General features: G+C 54.0%; 11 protein-coding genes and 1 tRNA gene. 10 read left to right on the top strand and 2 right to left on the bottom strand.

The genetic code is table 11. The features are described from left to right. Positions 1 to 24 precede the first annotated feature (24 nt). The 7 genes from DTL42_RS04775 to DTL42_RS04745 all read left to right on the top strand — a co-directional run bounded on the left by DTL42_RS04775 (position 25) and on the right by DTL42_RS04745 (position 9558). On the top strand, positions 25 to 939 hold the full coding sequence (locus tag DTL42_RS04775; protein ID WP_114368004.1) for an AAA family ATPase: 915 nt from the start codon (positions 25 to 27) through the stop codon (positions 937 to 939). Positions 940 to 942: 3 nt separating this feature from the next. Further along, complete coding sequence (locus DTL42_RS04770) at positions 943 to 2517, top strand: permease (RefSeq protein ID WP_114367525.1); 1575 nt, start codon at positions 943 to 945, stop codon at positions 2515 to 2517. Continuing rightward, a complete protein-coding gene (hflK, locus tag DTL42_RS04765) occupies positions 2514 to 4313 on the top strand; it encodes a protease modulator HflK (RefSeq protein ID WP_114367524.1) in 1800 nt (599 codons plus the stop codon). The genes DTL42_RS04770 and hflK (DTL42_RS04765) overlap by 4 nt, the downstream gene beginning before the upstream one ends. Before the next feature lie 21 nt (positions 4314 to 4334). Next, positions 4335 to 5363, top strand: a complete 1029-nt coding sequence (gene hflC, locus DTL42_RS04760) for a protease modulator HflC (RefSeq protein ID WP_114367523.1) — start codon at positions 4335 to 4337, stop codon at positions 5361 to 5363. Continuing rightward, entirely contained in the window at positions 5360 to 6445 is a 1086-nt protein-coding gene (gene hflK, locus DTL42_RS04755) for a protease modulator HflK (protein WP_114367522.1), read from the top strand. The genes hflC and hflK (DTL42_RS04755) overlap by 4 nt, the downstream gene beginning before the upstream one ends. Beyond that, a complete protein-coding gene (locus tag DTL42_RS04750) occupies positions 6442 to 8379 on the top strand; it encodes a heavy metal translocating P-type ATPase (protein WP_114367521.1) in 1938 nt (645 codons plus the stop codon). The genes hflK (DTL42_RS04755) and DTL42_RS04750 overlap by 4 nt, the downstream gene beginning before the upstream one ends. 717 nt (positions 8380 to 9096) lie before the next feature. Beyond that, complete coding sequence (locus DTL42_RS04745) at positions 9097 to 9558, top strand: hypothetical protein (RefSeq protein ID WP_114367520.1); 462 nt, start codon at positions 9097 to 9099, stop codon at positions 9556 to 9558. 612 nt (positions 9559 to 10170) lie between these two features. Here the strand turns inward: DTL42_RS04745 and DTL42_RS04735 are convergent. After that, positions 10171 to 10259 (bottom strand) — tRNA-Ser (locus DTL42_RS04735). Positions 10260 to 10483: 224 nt separating this feature from the next. Here DTL42_RS04735 and DTL42_RS04730 point away from each other — a divergent pair. The 3 genes from DTL42_RS04730 (at position 10484) to DTL42_RS04720 (ending at position 14495) form a co-directional block, all read left to right on the top strand. Then, positions 10484 to 12058, top strand: a complete 1575-nt coding sequence (locus DTL42_RS04730; protein WP_114367518.1) for a M20/M25/M40 family metallo-hydrolase — start codon at positions 10484 to 10486, stop codon at positions 12056 to 12058. A 723-nt stretch (positions 12059 to 12781) separates the two neighbouring features. Next, positions 12782 to 13783 (top strand): DUF1559 domain-containing protein, encoded by a 1002-nt coding sequence (locus DTL42_RS04725; RefSeq protein ID WP_114367517.1) that lies wholly within the window; start codon positions 12782 to 12784, stop codon positions 13781 to 13783. 253 nt (positions 13784 to 14036) lie between these two features. Further along, entirely contained in the window at positions 14037 to 14495 is a 459-nt protein-coding gene (locus DTL42_RS04720) for a carboxypeptidase-like regulatory domain-containing protein (RefSeq protein ID WP_114367516.1), read from the top strand. Between the two features lie 52 nt (positions 14496 to 14547). Here the strand turns inward: DTL42_RS04720 and DTL42_RS04715 are convergent, their stop codons facing one another. Next, on the bottom strand, positions 14548 to 15315 hold the full coding sequence (locus tag DTL42_RS04715; RefSeq protein WP_114367515.1) for an AraC family transcriptional regulator: 768 nt from the start codon (positions 15313 to 15315) through the stop codon (positions 14548 to 14550). Positions 15316 to 15460: the final 145 nt, after the last annotated feature.

Raw genomic sequence — 15460 nt, 5'->3', positions numbered from 1 at the left:
GAAGGGGAGTGCGAATTTCAGCCAATGATCGATGGTATTCGTCAGGCGTTGAATCAGACCCTGAAAGGGAAGCAGGATGTCGTCGAGAAGGTGATCGCTTGCGTGCTGGCTCGGGGGCATATCCTGCTGGAAGATCTGCCGGGCCTCGGGAAAACCACGCTGGCCAAATCACTTTCGACTGCCATCGGAGGCGACTTTGCCCGCGTTCAGTGCACGCCTGACTTAATGCCCAGCGATGTTACTGGCTTTAACATGTTCAACCAGAAGACACGTGAGTTCGAGTTTGTTCCCGGCCCTGTCTTTTCCAGCGTCCTGCTTGCCGACGAAATCAATCGCGCGACACCACGTACGCAGTCTTCGCTGTTTGAAGCAATGGCTGAGCGGCAAGTCACCATCGACAAACATTGCCACCGCCTGTCGGAGTCATTCTTCGTGATCGCGACACAGAATCCTGTCGACAGCCATGGTGCCTATCCCTTACCGGAAGCTCAACTCGATCGGTTCGCCATGCGACTTAGTATCGGCTATCCCGACAAGGAGAACGAAATCGAGATGCTCGCCTCGAACATCCATCGTGGCGATCCAGAGCGAGCAGATATCAAGAACGTTCTTACGCCTCGACAACTGCAGCAGTTGCAGAATCACGTTTCCCAGGTGCATATCGAAACGAACTTGCTGCGATACATGGTCGAATTAGCCGAGTTCACACGAAACCGGTCGGAAGTCACGCTGGGGATTAGCCCGCGCGGACTATTAACGTTGCAGCGAGTCGCCCAGGCGTGGGCCCACTTGAATGGTCGCGACTTCGTAACGCCAGATGATATCCAGGAGATGGCCTATCCCGTACTGAATGTCCGCCTATCAGGCGAATTCGACGATGCCGCAGAGTTCATCGAAGAGATGCTGCGAAGTGTTCCTGTTCCCGTTACGCGGGGTTAATCCATGAGTGTCGGCGATTTCTGGCATACATTCTCGATAGAAGCCGCAGTCGTTACCGTCTTGATGACGATTGTCCGTATCCTCGTAGAATCTTCCGCCACGATCCTGGTTGGGGTGCTATGCGCGGCCGCCATTCGAGTGAGCGGTGGATATCAGACGCTGCAGACGTGGCTAGGCCCAGAAGGGAACTACGAGCGAACGTTTCGTTTATTGACGGCTTGTCTATGCATTCCGGTGTGTGGTCTTGGGGTGATCCCAATTGCGAAAGAACTTGCAGGAGGAGGAATGCCACGCCGCGACTTGGCGGTGGTATGGCTAGTTGCTCCTTTGCTCAACCCCTTGTCGCTCCTTTACGCAATCAGCGTCTTACCAATCTGGCAGAGTGGTGTCTTCCTGGCGGTTGCTTGTTGCTACGCCGTTGTGGTAGCGGAAGTTGCCGATCGGTTTTCAAGTGAAGATCAACAAAAATCCCCTTCTCCTGCTCCGGTAGTCACAAGCGGCACGACCAGGCTTTGGAATGCAGCCGTCGCGGCGGGAAGAATTGCGACCGGTTGGGCAGCGTTCTACATCTTGTTGGGCACCGTTATCTCTGGACTGGTCGTGGGGCTGATTCCTGCTGGAACGTTCGAAAAGGTCCTCTCGTTTCAAAACACGGCCGGGCCGTTGGAAACGATGTTGATGACAGGACCGCAAATGGTGACTCCAATTACGTTTACCATGGCCGTGTCCGCCATCCATTCCACCCATCTCGCATTCGCGTGTGCGATTGTTCTGCAGCTACTGGGTGTGGCTTGGTGTGGAGGGACTTTCCTGGCCATGCGTTCGGTTTGGGGTAGTCGGCGTACTGTTGGGCTCCTGGTGGTGACGCTCGTTTTCGCGACTACGGCTAGCTACGGAACGTATTCAATGTTTCCACCGGCACCAGGTGACGAAGAGGAAACCCACGGCCTCGATACGCTGGCCCGTCCGTATCATGCCACCTTTGACCAGTTCCCGACGGTGCTGGGGCAGCAGCTTCGGCATACGGACGTGATCATGCAGGCCGGCACCCTCTTTCTAGGAATTCTGATGCTGTGGGGCATCGTGGTGCGATCGAAGGGGCTCCAGTTTCGTGAAGACCCCATCGAACCGACCGAGGTGAAAACGCCTGATAGTCGCTGGAATGTTGAGTTGACGCCGGGGCAGGTTGGCATTTCGTTTGTGGGCGTAGCTGCCTTCGCAATCGTCATGCTGATGTATTCCATTTTTCCTGGCGTGGAAGAATCGTTCGAGCAAATGCAAAAGGTATCGGCAGACGCGGTCATTGCCGTGAAGACCAACAGGTCGCGGGAGGCCCAGCAGAGACTTGCCCAGTGGGATACGGTCGCGGCGCGACTTCCCGTGGGCTGGGTCCTACGGATGGGCGTTCCCAACAATCGACAAGCGGCGGAGATTCGTGCCCTTCGCGAATTACTTTGGAAAACGCGTCAGCAAATAGCACAAGCGGAACTAACGGATGCTGAAGTGAAGGACCGAGGCACCGCGTTGATGGACCAATTTCAATCGTGCCGAGTTGTGTGCTTGGGAGATAAGACATGAGCGAAGCATCCCCACAGAATTCGAGTTCCCTGCCATCTCTTGAAGTTCGTATTTGGCTGGGACAACTCTTGTGGACCGTCGGCGTGGCGGCGGTGTTGACCTTTGGCTATGCGTTCTACAGCGAATCGGCCCTGTTCCGTGGTCTGGGGATTCAACTGCTGCTGACGGTGTTGCTCATTTGGTCAACGCGGCGGTCGCTTGAGATCCAAGCTACCATGCCTGCCGGACAGCCTGAGTTCCTCGAAGTTTGGTCACTGCATACCGTCTTTACCGCAGGCCCTTTGATGGTGCTGCTCATTGGCGTGATCATGTCGCTACTCGTTGGCCGCGTCGAAGTCGCTCGTCCGCTATCGCCGCAAGAGATCGCGACTTCATCAATCTTAGCCGTGCTCGCAGCAAGCCTATGGACAGCCTTGGGCAAGATGACCCATGGAGTCGTCGAGAAGCCTTCCCGCGAACTGTCGACGATTCAGCTATCACTTCATGCCGCTCGGGTCGGGTGGTTCCTGGCCGCAGCGGCTCAACTGGCTTCGTCTGTGTTTGCCGCTATCCCCCAGTGGCTAGCCGTTATTGTTCAGCTCTATCTGGTCATCGTAATTGGCGAGAGCCTGCTCCGGTTGCTGATTGCATGGTTCCAACTGGAACGAGTGACGATCACCAGCACGGAAGAGTTGCCCCAGCCGCTCGATTCGCTCGTTCGCGAGGTATTACTGTCTTCGCTCAATCCGCTCGACACACTCTTTCAAATTGCCGAACGACGTTTCGGCCTGAGCCTTCGCTCTTCCTGGTCGATTCGTTTTTTTCGCCGGGCAACACCCGTCGCGTTATTGCTTTCGCTGCTCGTATTCTGGTTGTCGACATCGCTGGTAATCGTGCAGCCTGACCAGTTGGCACTCTCGGAGGTACTAGGACAGGTACAAGCAAAACCATTAGAGCCTGGTCTGCACTGGAAATATCCTTGGCCCTTTGGCAACGTGCGACGTGTATCGGTCGGCGAAATCCGTACGCTTCAGATTGGATTTTCTCAGCCGGTGGAAGAAAAGGGGGTGGTTGCTGATCAGCCACGTTCGATGCTCTGGACCGAACCCCATGCCAACGAATTTGCCTTGGTGCTGGGAACGCAGTCGGAACTGGTCGCCGTCAATGCTCAGATTTACTTCCAGGTTGGTCGGAGTGTCGAGCAGTTAAAGAACTACCTCTTGCGGCACTCGGATCCCGGCAAAACGCTCGAAGCGGTCGCCTACCAGGTTCTTCGAGAAGAAACCGAAAACGCAACACTCGATCAGGTGCTCACCGAAGATCGGCAGGCATTTGCCCAACGCATCGCCAGTAAGGTCACGGAGAAGTCGCGGCAAATGCAACTCGGTATCGAAATCGTGGACGTCAGCTTGCTGAGCTTGCACCCACCGGTCGAAGCAGCGGGCGCGTATCTGGATGTCAGCAATGCCGAGAGCGACGCCCAGCGACGTGTGATTCAAGCACGTGGCGATGCCCAGGCCAAGCTTCTGACTGCGGAAAAGGAATCCGCAGGGCTGGTTGCCTTTGCCAAGCAAGCGGCTGCCCAGCGAGTTGGCTTGGCAGGACAAGAAGCATCGCACTTTGCCGAAGCCAGTAAGGCCTATCGTGCAGCGCCGGAAACCTATCGCACACGTCTCTGGTTCGATACCTACGAGAAAGCCCTTCCTGGCCGACAGGTCTACGTGATCGACTCTCAGCTTCAGGATGTTCTCGTAACGGACTCTAACACCCAGTTAAGTCCGACCGTTATTCCACCACGCAAATCAACGTCCCCATAACTCGCCGGCTCAATACTTCTCATGGAAAACGCAAGCGAATCTCAATCGACTCAGGCAGCACCGCTTTGGACCAAAGTTGTGCGGATCGGCCTTGGTATATCGATCTTTCTCCTGCTGGTGGCCTACCCCTGCTACGTTCAGGTTTCGGAAGGGACTTCCGTAGTTGTCACTCGGTTTGGCAAACCAACTCGGCAACTGATGGAGCCGGGCGCTTATTTTAAGCTCCCTTGGCCGGTCGAGGATGCCCGCATCGTCGACTTGCGTCAACATGTTTTCAACACGCCTTACACGGCAACGCTAACGCACGATCGCCGCAACGTAGTTCTCTCCACTTTCGTGGTATGGAACGTGGCCAACCCGCTTCTGTTTCTGCAATCCGCAGGAAGTGTTGAGGCCATTTCCGCCAAGATCGACGGGATGGTAACTGCCGCCAAGAACACAAGAATGGGCGGGTACGACCTCTCGGCTTTAGTTTCAACCGATTCGGCTCAATTGCAAACCGAACGCATCGAGCAGCAACTGTTACAAGACGTACAGCAGGATGCCCTCGACAAGTTCGGAATTCAGATTCGTCAGATCGGGATCAATCGAATTGCTTACGAATCTTCCAACGTTGCTGCTGTCCTGGCACAAATGAAGGCCGAGCGGGAAGCGGCTGCCAAACAGCTACGAGCGTTGGGTGAAAAAGATGCCAACGCGATTCGTGACGACGCGGTTGTAAGGAGCGAAGAGATTCTGCGAGACGGTCGATTGGAAGCAGGGCGAATCCGGGCGAATGCCGAGCAGAGGGTTTCGGAAATCTACGCGCAAGCCCATCTGCAAGACCCAGAGTTCTATCGGTATTGGCGATCTCTGGAAACGCTCAAGCGCAGCCTGGGGAGTGACTCGACCATCATCCTGCGGACCAACGAAGGATTCATGGATCTGTTAACCACGCCACCACCAGTTCCCCAAACCGCCGCTCCCTCCTCGCCGCAAACGGCATCCGAAGGTCGTACGGTCCTACTTCCTTTCGGCAGTTCGCCATCCAATGGAGAGATGCAGCCATGAGCGAGCAACGTACCTTCTCTCCTCCACCGCCGCCCAAAGAAAATCGTTCGCGTCGTTCCGATCAGATCGGAGCAGGCGTGGGCGCCGGCATGCGGATCATTGGGTTCCTGGCCGTGTTGTTAATGATCCTGTTCTGGTGTTCCGGCATCACGATGGTTCAACCGAACGAAGTGGCGTTATTAACTCGCTTCGGCAAGCTGGTCGGCGACACGCCTGGCGAGCAGATCCAGCCACCAGGCATCTTATTGGCTTTGCCCTATCCCATGGATGAGGTCATTCGCATTCCTGTCAAAGAAGAGCGTGAAATCGCCATCGATCGGTTGCAACTCAGTTCCGCCAGCCTTGATTCCGCCGAACTCGATCCCATTCGTGATGGATACGTTCTTTGCGGTGATCAGCACATTCTGCAAACCAATGTTCGTGTGAAGTATCGAATCTCTGATCCGGTCGCGTTTCACTTCCAAGCAGAGCAGCCAGAGCGAGTGCTCAAGGAAGCGGCGGCGGCTTCGATTGTCCAAACGATCGCCGGCTGGAATGCAATGGATACGCTACGTCTGCAACGATCTTCCAGCATGGACGCAGTCGAGCGTCTGCCAATCGTCGTTCGTGAGCGTCTTCAAAGGCGGCTCGACCAACTTGGCCTTGGGATCGAGGTGAGTGCGGTTGAGTTCCGTGAAATCATTCCCACGCCGCAGTTGGCCGAAGCGTTCGAGAATGTCCAGAGCGAACAAATCCACATTGAAACGAGAAAACGAGAGGCCGAAGGCTTCGCCGCCCGTACGATTCCCCAAGCCGAGGCCGAGAGTTACACGTTGGTTAATGAAGCAACACGCTTCCAAACCGATGTGACCACCAAAGCCGACGAGGAAGTCACCCTGTTCGACAAAGTCTATTCCCAGTACCTGGCCAATCCTGAACTGGTCTGGTCGCGTCTCTATCTGGAAGCCATGGAAGAGATCATGCAATCGGTCGGTCGGCTCAAGTTCGTTACCCCTGGAACGCGGATTGTCATCTCTCCGAAGAGTTCTGCGGAGAAGTCTCCTGCTGTTGTTAACGACTCAACCAAGGAACAACAACCATGAGTTCCGTCTCGGTTGCGAAGAGAATTCAAACAGATCTCGATGCTGGCCTGACCGCGTATGAGAAGTGGCGAATGACCATTCGCTTCAGCACGGCCTTGGTCGCTGCATCGCTGCTCTTGGTGGGTATCTTGATCGAACGCTGGATGCCTGCCGAGCAGCGATCGCTGGGGGCCGCGTTTCAGGCAGCGGCTGCACTCTTGGTACTTGCCCCTATCCTATGGGAAGCCTTGTGGGGATTGTTTCGCGAATCCCCGGAATACTATAGCGCCCAGTTAGTAAGCATCGCTGCACTCGCCGCGTTTGCCATTGGTGACTTTGCCACGGCGGTAATTGTGCCGGTGATCTTGAGCGTGGCCTTCTTCCTGGAAGAACGAAGTATCCTGGGTGCCCATTCGGCTATTGCCGGCCTTCAAGCGTTGCAGTCGAATCTGGCTCGCAAGCTTGCCGAAGACGGAACCGAACAAACGATTGCGGCATCGGAACTCAAGGTCGGCGATACGATGATCATCGCTCCTGGCGAAAGCATTCCAGCCGATGCGACCGTATTGCATGGCCATGCAGCGATCGACCAGTCTTCGATCACCGGTGAATCGACTCCGGAAGAAGTCAGTCCCGGCTCGAAGATTTTCGCCGGCTCGATGAACTTGAATGGATTGATCCGAGCAAGAGTTACCTCGGCCGGGGACGATACGACGCTTGCGAAAGTCCTCGATCTATTCCAAGAGGCCGAGCGGTCCAAAACTCGCGTGCTGCGACTGGTAGAACAATACGCCAAGTATTTTGTTCTAGCAGTCCTGATGATTGCCGGGATAACCCTGTTTCTGACACACGATGTCACACGTGCGATTACCGTCTTGGTGGTGGGCTGCCCCGGACCATTTCTCATTGCAGGTCCCGCCGCAATGGTGGCTTCTCTGGCCGTTGCCTCACGGCACGGGATTTTGGTTAAGAATGCCAGGTTCCTCGAAGCACTGAGTGAGGTCAATAGTGTGGTCTTCGACAAAACTGGAACGATGACCACCGGGCAATTAAACGTTTGTCGTGTCGTTCCGTTTTCGGGTGAAGAGCGCGAGGTCGTTCAAGCTGTCCTGGCTGGCGTCTCCGTCAACCAGCATCCCGTTTCCAAGGCGATTGCTCGCTATGGCAAACAACTAGACCTGTCTTTCGTGGAAGCCGACGAGGTCGAAGAGGTTCCCGGTTTGGGAATTCGTATCCACTGCTCAGACGGACGCATCATTCTCCTAGGGCGGGAAACCTGGCTCAACCAGGAAGGCATTGAAACGCAGTCGATCGACCACTCTGGCCCTATGGTCTGGGCTGCCGAAATTTCAGGCGAGACAAAACAACTACTTGGATGCATCTGCCTTTCCGACCATGCCCGTTCTGATTCGTCTCAGGCAATCCAGTTGCTGCGTGATCTACGGGTTGAACGTACCATTCTGCTCACAGGCGATCGTGCGGCGGTGGCCCAGCAGATCGGCCAAGAGGTGGGAGTCGACGAGATTGTGTCGGAAGTGCTTCCTTCCGAGAAACTTCAGGTCGTGGAACTAGAAAAACAAGCTGGCTACAACGTCATGGTCGTGGGAGATGGCATCAACGATGCCCCGGCACTCGCCGCAGGCCATGTCGGTGTGGCAATGGGGGTCGGCGGTGCAGACATCACAATGCGCAGCGCCGATATCGTCCTGATGACCCATCAATTAGACAGGCTTCCCATGGCCATGGTCCTGGCGGCCAAAACCAAGGCAACGATCCACCGAAATGTCCTCATCGGCGCCGGACTCACCCTGGTAATGCTCGGGATGGCATCCGCCGGAACGATCACCCCCATCGCCGGCGCAGTCCTTCAAAACGTCGGCGAAGCGTTCGTCATTATCAACAGTGCCGCGATCTTACGCTGGAAATGGCAGCCAAACAGCCAACCGATTTCGTAGGGTATAATCCCCCGGCAATCGAATTCGAAACCTTCTTTAACCCCCGAAGATTATCGCTTCTATCGCTTCTATCGCTTCTATCGCTTCTATCGCTTCTATCGCTTCTATCGCTTCTTGTGGCCAACTAGCCATTTTTCTTCCGTCGCGATTTGCGCGAGGCAAACTTGCGAAACACGTCGAGCCGTTCACCAGCAAACGACTCGACTTCGGTGTAGATCTCGCACCTAGCCACCGTCGCGCAAAGCGGAGTGGAGACAACCTAAACAGCGAGTGCTACAGGCTGCTACCCTCGGTACGGGTATCTACAAGATTTTGAAAAGCGGTAAAACCTTCCGGAAGCTTTATATTCATTGCCATCCCCGCCAGCATTTGCCATGGGGAAGGCTAGGTGCAACAATCATTCCGTGGGTTTGAATGCGATTGCCGTACGCCTAACCTCCCCTGAAAAAACGGTTACACGGATTGCCCGCCGGTGAGATATTGTAATGAAGAGAGCCAGGACGGTAATTTCTTGGGGTAGAAGTCTGACGCAGCGGTCTATAAGTCCATCGTCCGAAAGGTGATTAATGATGTCTGTGAATAATATACGGCAAATGCAGGACGACTCTAACGGTCTAACGATCTTAAGCATCTTCGCGAAGTTGCTAGGCCTGGTTGTTTGCGTGACGCTGTCTTCTCAATGCTTTGGGCAGCCACCGCAGCCTACCAAAACCACGGATGAGCTTATGGCTTTTGCTCACCTCTCAAGCCAACTTATCATGGCTAAGCCAAGATAATATTACGGAGAGCAGGGGTGATGATCTGCCGGCGACGCTGACACGGCTGTCACAGTTCGGCTTAGTTGAGCTATTCCGTCATCAGAACTCTAAATTGCTTGATAAGCCCCTGGTTACTCGTACGGAACTAATGCATCGCCTCGAAGAAATTGCAGAGCTGGTTACAGCAATCCATGCGACGCTATTCACCAGAACGAGCATAAGCAATGATGAGCTTATTGTATTTTACGGTATCATGCGAAGGCGGTCTGTCGAATTCGACTTAGCGATTCTGGGCGTCTTGACAGAAGAGGAACGATCCCGTGTTGCAAAACTTGTTTCGTTGGCAATGCCCGTTGCGATCGAAAAGATCAAGCAAGACAATGAGAAACTGGGCCCGTTTGGCTTCGAAAACGACAGATAAGTCGGCTTGCCTTTAACAACATTGTGATTCGTCCACTTCACTGAAACGGCTTGCATCATAGAGTTGAATCGCCGGGGGCCTCGGCATCATGCCCAGACCTGGCTACGGTTTCGGTTCCTAGAAGCGTACGCCTAGTAGCAAAAGTTGGTCACTAATCCCCGAGAAGCCGACAATAATCGAATTACTGTCTGCTCGTTGCTGGCGGACCATCTCCCTGCTTCTCAAGACACGGGCCAAAGGCACCGTGGCAAGCCGAGAGGTTTTCTTAGCTGCCAGTGCCACCCGCCGATGATGCCAGTCATTGAGATAGGCAGTCGCCGATAACGAATCTTCATGCTCCCTCATGTCGCGGAGCATTTCCTGAGGTGGCATCCCTGGATTGGTCGGATATCGACTTTGACGCGAGTCACGTCCATGACCGCATCGCGGCGGTGAGAGAAAGGGAAGTGCCGTATGAGCTAAGGGAAGCGGGTCAGCATTTACTCGTGTGAACGCTTCGTAGATCGAGCCCTAAATGACACAATGAATGCCACAGTTGATGTGGCATTCATTGACACACTTCAGTAAGTCATTGTCAGATAATGACTTGTGTTGCCCCCAAAAAAGGGGAAGCGGAGAGAACGGGATTCGAACCCGTGGAACGGTTTGACCCGTTCACCGGTTTAGCAAACCGGCGCATTCGACCACTCTGCCATCTCTCCTGAGGAAAGCGAAAGTCTACACACTTTTGCGGTTGTTCTCAACGGGACCTCCCCTGCTTTTTTCAAGTATGGCCTATGGTTAGGCTAAATTCGTAGCTACTCGGCTCGCTTTCAGGGCCGGAAGGGTGGCATAATTGGATTTTTTGGCACCGGAACTGCCCAAGCTCAGCCTCTTCCACCGGGGGGAAGACTGTTTCTCGGGCGAATTTTGCGAGTCTATCCACATGTTGATACGTATTGGGACGATGGCGGTACTCGTTGGGTTCGCGCTGGGAAATTGGGGCGTAGCTGGCGAGTTGTCGCTTTCTGCTGCCATCGAAACCATTCAAAAAGCGGATGTGAAAAAGCATGTCGACATCTTGGCCGACGATAGCTTCGAAGGCCGGGCAGCGGGTAGTCGAGGTGGCCGGGCTGCTGGCAACTATCTGCAGCAATTGTTTGCTAAGTATGGCCTGAAACCAGCCGGCGATGGCGGAACCTATTTTCAGCTCTTTCATGGCGGGTCTCGCAATATCTTGGGAATCTTGCCTGGGAAGGATGATGACGGCAGCGGCAGTTTGATTGTGGTGGGTGCTCACTACGACCACGTCGGTTACGGCAACCGAACGAATAGCTTTGGTCCCTTTGGTTACGTCCATAACGGCGCTGATGACAACGCCAGTGGAACAGCGGCACTGCTTGAAGTGGTGCAAGCGTTAACGGAAATGAAGGAACGTCCCCGGCATTCGATCTTGTTTGCTCTATGGGATGGGGAAGAAGCTGGGCTGCTGGGGTCTAAATATTGGGTCGAGCATCCGACGGTCGATTGGAAACGCGTGCGGATGTATATCAATCTCGACATGGTGGGGCGGCTAAGACCGCAAGGAGTCGAAGTTTATGGCACGCGGACGATGCCCGGCCTGCGCCAGCAAATTGCCCGAGCCAATGCCGGTAGCGACTTGAAACTCGATTTCCGTTGGGAGATGACCGACAATAGCGATCACTACACCTTCTTCCAGCGTTCGATTCCGACGTTGATGTTTCATACCGGCTTGCACGACGAATATCATCGGCCGCAAGACGATGCCCATTTGATCAATAATGAAGGGATCGAACGCATCGCGCGGCTGACGGCGCTGACCGTCTGGACCGAGGCAAACCGAGAGAGCTTTCAACCTTTTCGTGCGCAGTGCCGCTCGGAAAACGAGTCGGAACGAAAACGATTCGAGGTGGCGCGCGCGGTGAATCGGGCGCGGTTGGGGGTTCGTTGGAAACCAGAAGCTCAGGAGCCGGGAACCGGACTGCTGATTTCTGCCGTGAGTCCTGCCGGACCTGCCGAGCAGGGGGGACTTCAGCCAGGAGATCGCCTCAAGAAGTTCGCTGGCATTCCTTTTACGACGGAAGAGGCTTTTCTGGCTCAAGTTCAAGCAGCGCCGAGCGATGTGGTGGTGGAAGTCGAACGCGAGGGTGAAGCCGAACCCCTGATTTTGCCTGTGAAATTAGATCTGAATCCTGCGCCGGTCGGAATTGCCTGGACGAGCGACGCAGCGGAGCCCGAGACGATCATGTTAACCAACGTCACGCCGGGCTCGGTTGCCGCATTGGCTGGTCTAAAGCCGCTTGATCGAATCTACGAAGTGAATGGCCAGCGATTTCAGGACGCGACGCAGTTCAAAGATCGAATCACTCAGTTCTCCGACCCAACGAAGCTCTTAGTCGATCGAGAGGGTCATATCTTAGAAGTGGAGCTACCACTGGAGTTGATCCGGCCATTGCTGTCGCAGCAGGATGCCGAAGCTTCCACTGAAAACGAGGAGTAGCACCTTGGTTCCGAGGGGGGGCCTCTCTGACTGCGATGGGTTATTTCAGATTAATTTTGTCGTAAGTAATGGATAAGTTCTGAAATAGTCTTGTCTTTTGAGTCTGCCTGCGCGCGTGCGAGACTCCCCATCACGGGGGCGTCCGTAGAATGGCAAATTGGGGAGCGTGTCGAGGCCGCGTGATACCAAAGGCGAGCCGTTAGGGACAATCTGCACCGAATAATCAACGGTAACCTCATCAAATGGGGCCGATTTGCCGTTGTTTTATGGCTCTGTGGCATTTCTTGGCCTCGATCGTTTTGTCCTCAGCAAGCAAACAGGGCCTCGCGACTCCGACTCTACCTGGCCGTGGTTTGGCAAAATGGGTCTTAGCGGTTCTGTATTCTTCTGAAGAGCGTTTGCTAGGTTAATTGCTGCTATTTTAATCCTTCTATGAATTAAGCGGCGTGGTGTTATTGCCCTATTGGATCCCGTTTAAGGTGAGTAATGCGATATTGGTGAATTCTGTTGAGGATAGGGCATAAAGGCTGCAAAGGTTCTCATGGTTGCTTTGAATTAAATATAAGTGAATTGCGATTTGGGCAAAATGTTGGATAAATCGTTATTTTTTGCTGTTTTCATGTGTTTTTGCAGATCGGGTTTTGATAGCGTGGGGTTTCTTCTCTTTACCTCTTGGAAACTAATTTATGCCACTCATTCTTACTGTTTAGAGGGAACTGCTCGATGTCTAGTCGTACCCATAGGGGCCCCAGGGGATTCACGTTGGTGGAACTCCTTGTTGTTATTGCCATTATTGGCGTATTGATTGCGTTGCTCTTACCGGCTGTTCAGCAGGCGCGAGAGGCTGCTAGGCGAATGAGTTGTCAAAACAACCTCAAGCAGCTTGGGTTGGCGTTGCACAGCTACCACGACATTCACAAAAAATTCCCGATGAACTGGTTTGATGTTAATGGCGGGAAGAACATGTGTGTCTTCATTGGGTTGCTGCCATTCATCGAGCAGAATTCGCTGTTTGACGGAATCGATCTCACGAATAACAACCTGACCATCTATCCGGTGAATGGAAAGCCGGTCGGCCAGCACGTGATTGCCGCTTATCAGTGCCCTAGTGATCCTGGCGTATACTCCCCAGATCCTACTACGTCGTATATACGTGCCAGCTATGCCCCTAGCATCGGCGCCCAAAAAATGGAGTCTGCACACGGATGCAACTTAGCGTCTACGGCAGGGGCTTTTCCGACTGGGCTGGGACTCGACACCGACAACGATGGCGAGGATCCGTTCAATCGCGGTAACGTTCGCTCCGACTATGGCCAGCAACAGGTTTCCGGGGCGTTTGGCCGGGGTTATTTTACGCCTTACAGCGCGAACCTGCGGGACTTACGCGATGGGACGACCAATACGATCTTGATGGGTGAGGTTCGGATGGAATGCAATCTGTATGCTCCCTGGGGATGGGCATGGCCTGAATCGCTGTGGTACGCGACCACTGCTCCGATTAACTTTCCTACATGTCCGAACGAAGGTCCCTACGGTACCCAGACTTGCTTCGATAATAATAGCAACAATTGGAACGCTATTTTCGGCTTCAAATCGGCTCATCCTGGCGGATGTCAGTTCGTGATGGGAGACGGATCGGTCCATTTTCTCGCGGAAACACTCGATCGTCTGACGTACGCCCGCTTGGGAGATAAATCCGATGGCCAAGTGGTTGGCGAATACTAGATATCGTCTGACTTTATGGCGATTGTCAGGGCCGCTCCTGTAGCGAGCCGTCCTGGTCTTCTTATTAAGTTCTGCGCCAGCAATTCAATTGGGGCGACCAACGGAAGCCCCGGATTCGTGGCAAATAGGTCCGTAGCCATGTTGGATTACGTGCGCAGATATCAATAGTCTTATCGCTCGCGGGAAAGTGATTTTCCAACGTAAAGCGCGACTAGCATTCATCTCACCCTGCCAATTAAAAAGGAATCTAACCATGCGAATGTCACTGTTTCTAGGGGCTGTTGTCGTCGCTTCACTTGTCGGTTGTACTGGCAGTGACATTCCCAAGACGTACCCGGTGACTGGTTCCGTTACCTACAAGGGAAAGCCCGTCGAAGGAGCGAACATCACCTTGGTGTCAAGCGATCCAGCGGTGCGATCTGCTGGCGCCGAGAGCGATGCCGAAGGTAAGTTCTCGGTGAAAACGTATTTCTCGCCCAAGCAGCAGGCGGAAGGTGTCGTTCCCGGGGATTATGTCATCACAGTAAGCAAGATGGAGAAACACGAGCTGCCGGAAGGAATGAAGCCGGAGGAAGCAATTGCCGCTTTCCGCGAGATGGGACCCGCTAAGAACTTGCTGCCCAAGAAATTTGCGAGTCCTCAATCGTCCGACTTGAAGATATCGGTCACCGACACCGCGCCCGAGCCGTTGGTGTTAGACCTTTCCAATTAGAGGCCTATTGTCGAGAGACAGGCAAGGTGGCGATGCCTTGCTGGGAAACGCTCTAGCTCTCGCTACGCGTCATCTTGCGATACTTCAGCGGCGAAAGTCCAGTGACGCGTTTGAACTGTTTGCAGAACGATGGTTGATCGCTGAAACCGCAATCCATTGCCACAGCAGCAATCTTCTTGTCGCTATCTCGCAGCAGCACCGCTGCCGCTTCGACGCGTTGGCGAATTAAATACTGGGACGGCGTGATTTGAATCATCGACCGCATAATGCGTTCGAACTGGCTCACCGATAGTCCCGATTCTTCGGCCAATTGTTGCACTCGCAGCGGCTTGGCATATTCGTTTTGAATCTTCTTCAGGGCCACCGCCACTTTGCTATAGCGTTTGGCTTTCTCGGTCGGAGCATGGAGATCGCGCGACATGCCGACAATCGCGATTACTTTTCCGGTAACATCTTTGGCCAGAACTTTGCTGGTAATATACCAACCCAGCGTGCCATCTGGATTGGTGATCATCTCCAGCTGATCATGTAGGTTCTGCCCTTTGGTCATAAGCTGCTGGTCTTGCTGTTGGTAGCCGACCGCTAAGGCTTGCGGGTACAAATCGAAAACATCTTTGCCGATCACATCTTCGCGGCGCCACTTCGGAACACTTCGCAAAAACGCACCGTTGACGCTCAGGTAACGTCCTTCAAGATCTTTGATGCAAATGCTGACTTCTTCCAGCCGGGCAAAAAGTTCTTCGATCAGCGCCAGCGAAGGAGCCTGGGCGAAGAGTGCTTCCAGACGAGTTTCCCATTCGTTCTTGTAGGTATTCGACATTTGCGAAGTCAGTGATATCGAAAACGGTTACTGGTGTCGAAGTGGAGCCGTGCGAAGTGAACAGGACCTGCAGGCCACAGCGGACAAGTGCCGAAGGCTCTGGGGTATGTTCACTTTAGCGCGAAGAAGCTCTTATCGTAACCGC

Origin of the sequence: Bremerella cremea (genome assembly GCF_003335505.1) — a bacterium.
In the GTDB taxonomy this organism is placed as follows: Bacteria; Planctomycetota; Planctomycetia; order Pirellulales; family Pirellulaceae; genus Bremerella; species Bremerella cremea_A.
This window is presented reverse-complemented; position numbering and strand designations above follow the sequence as displayed.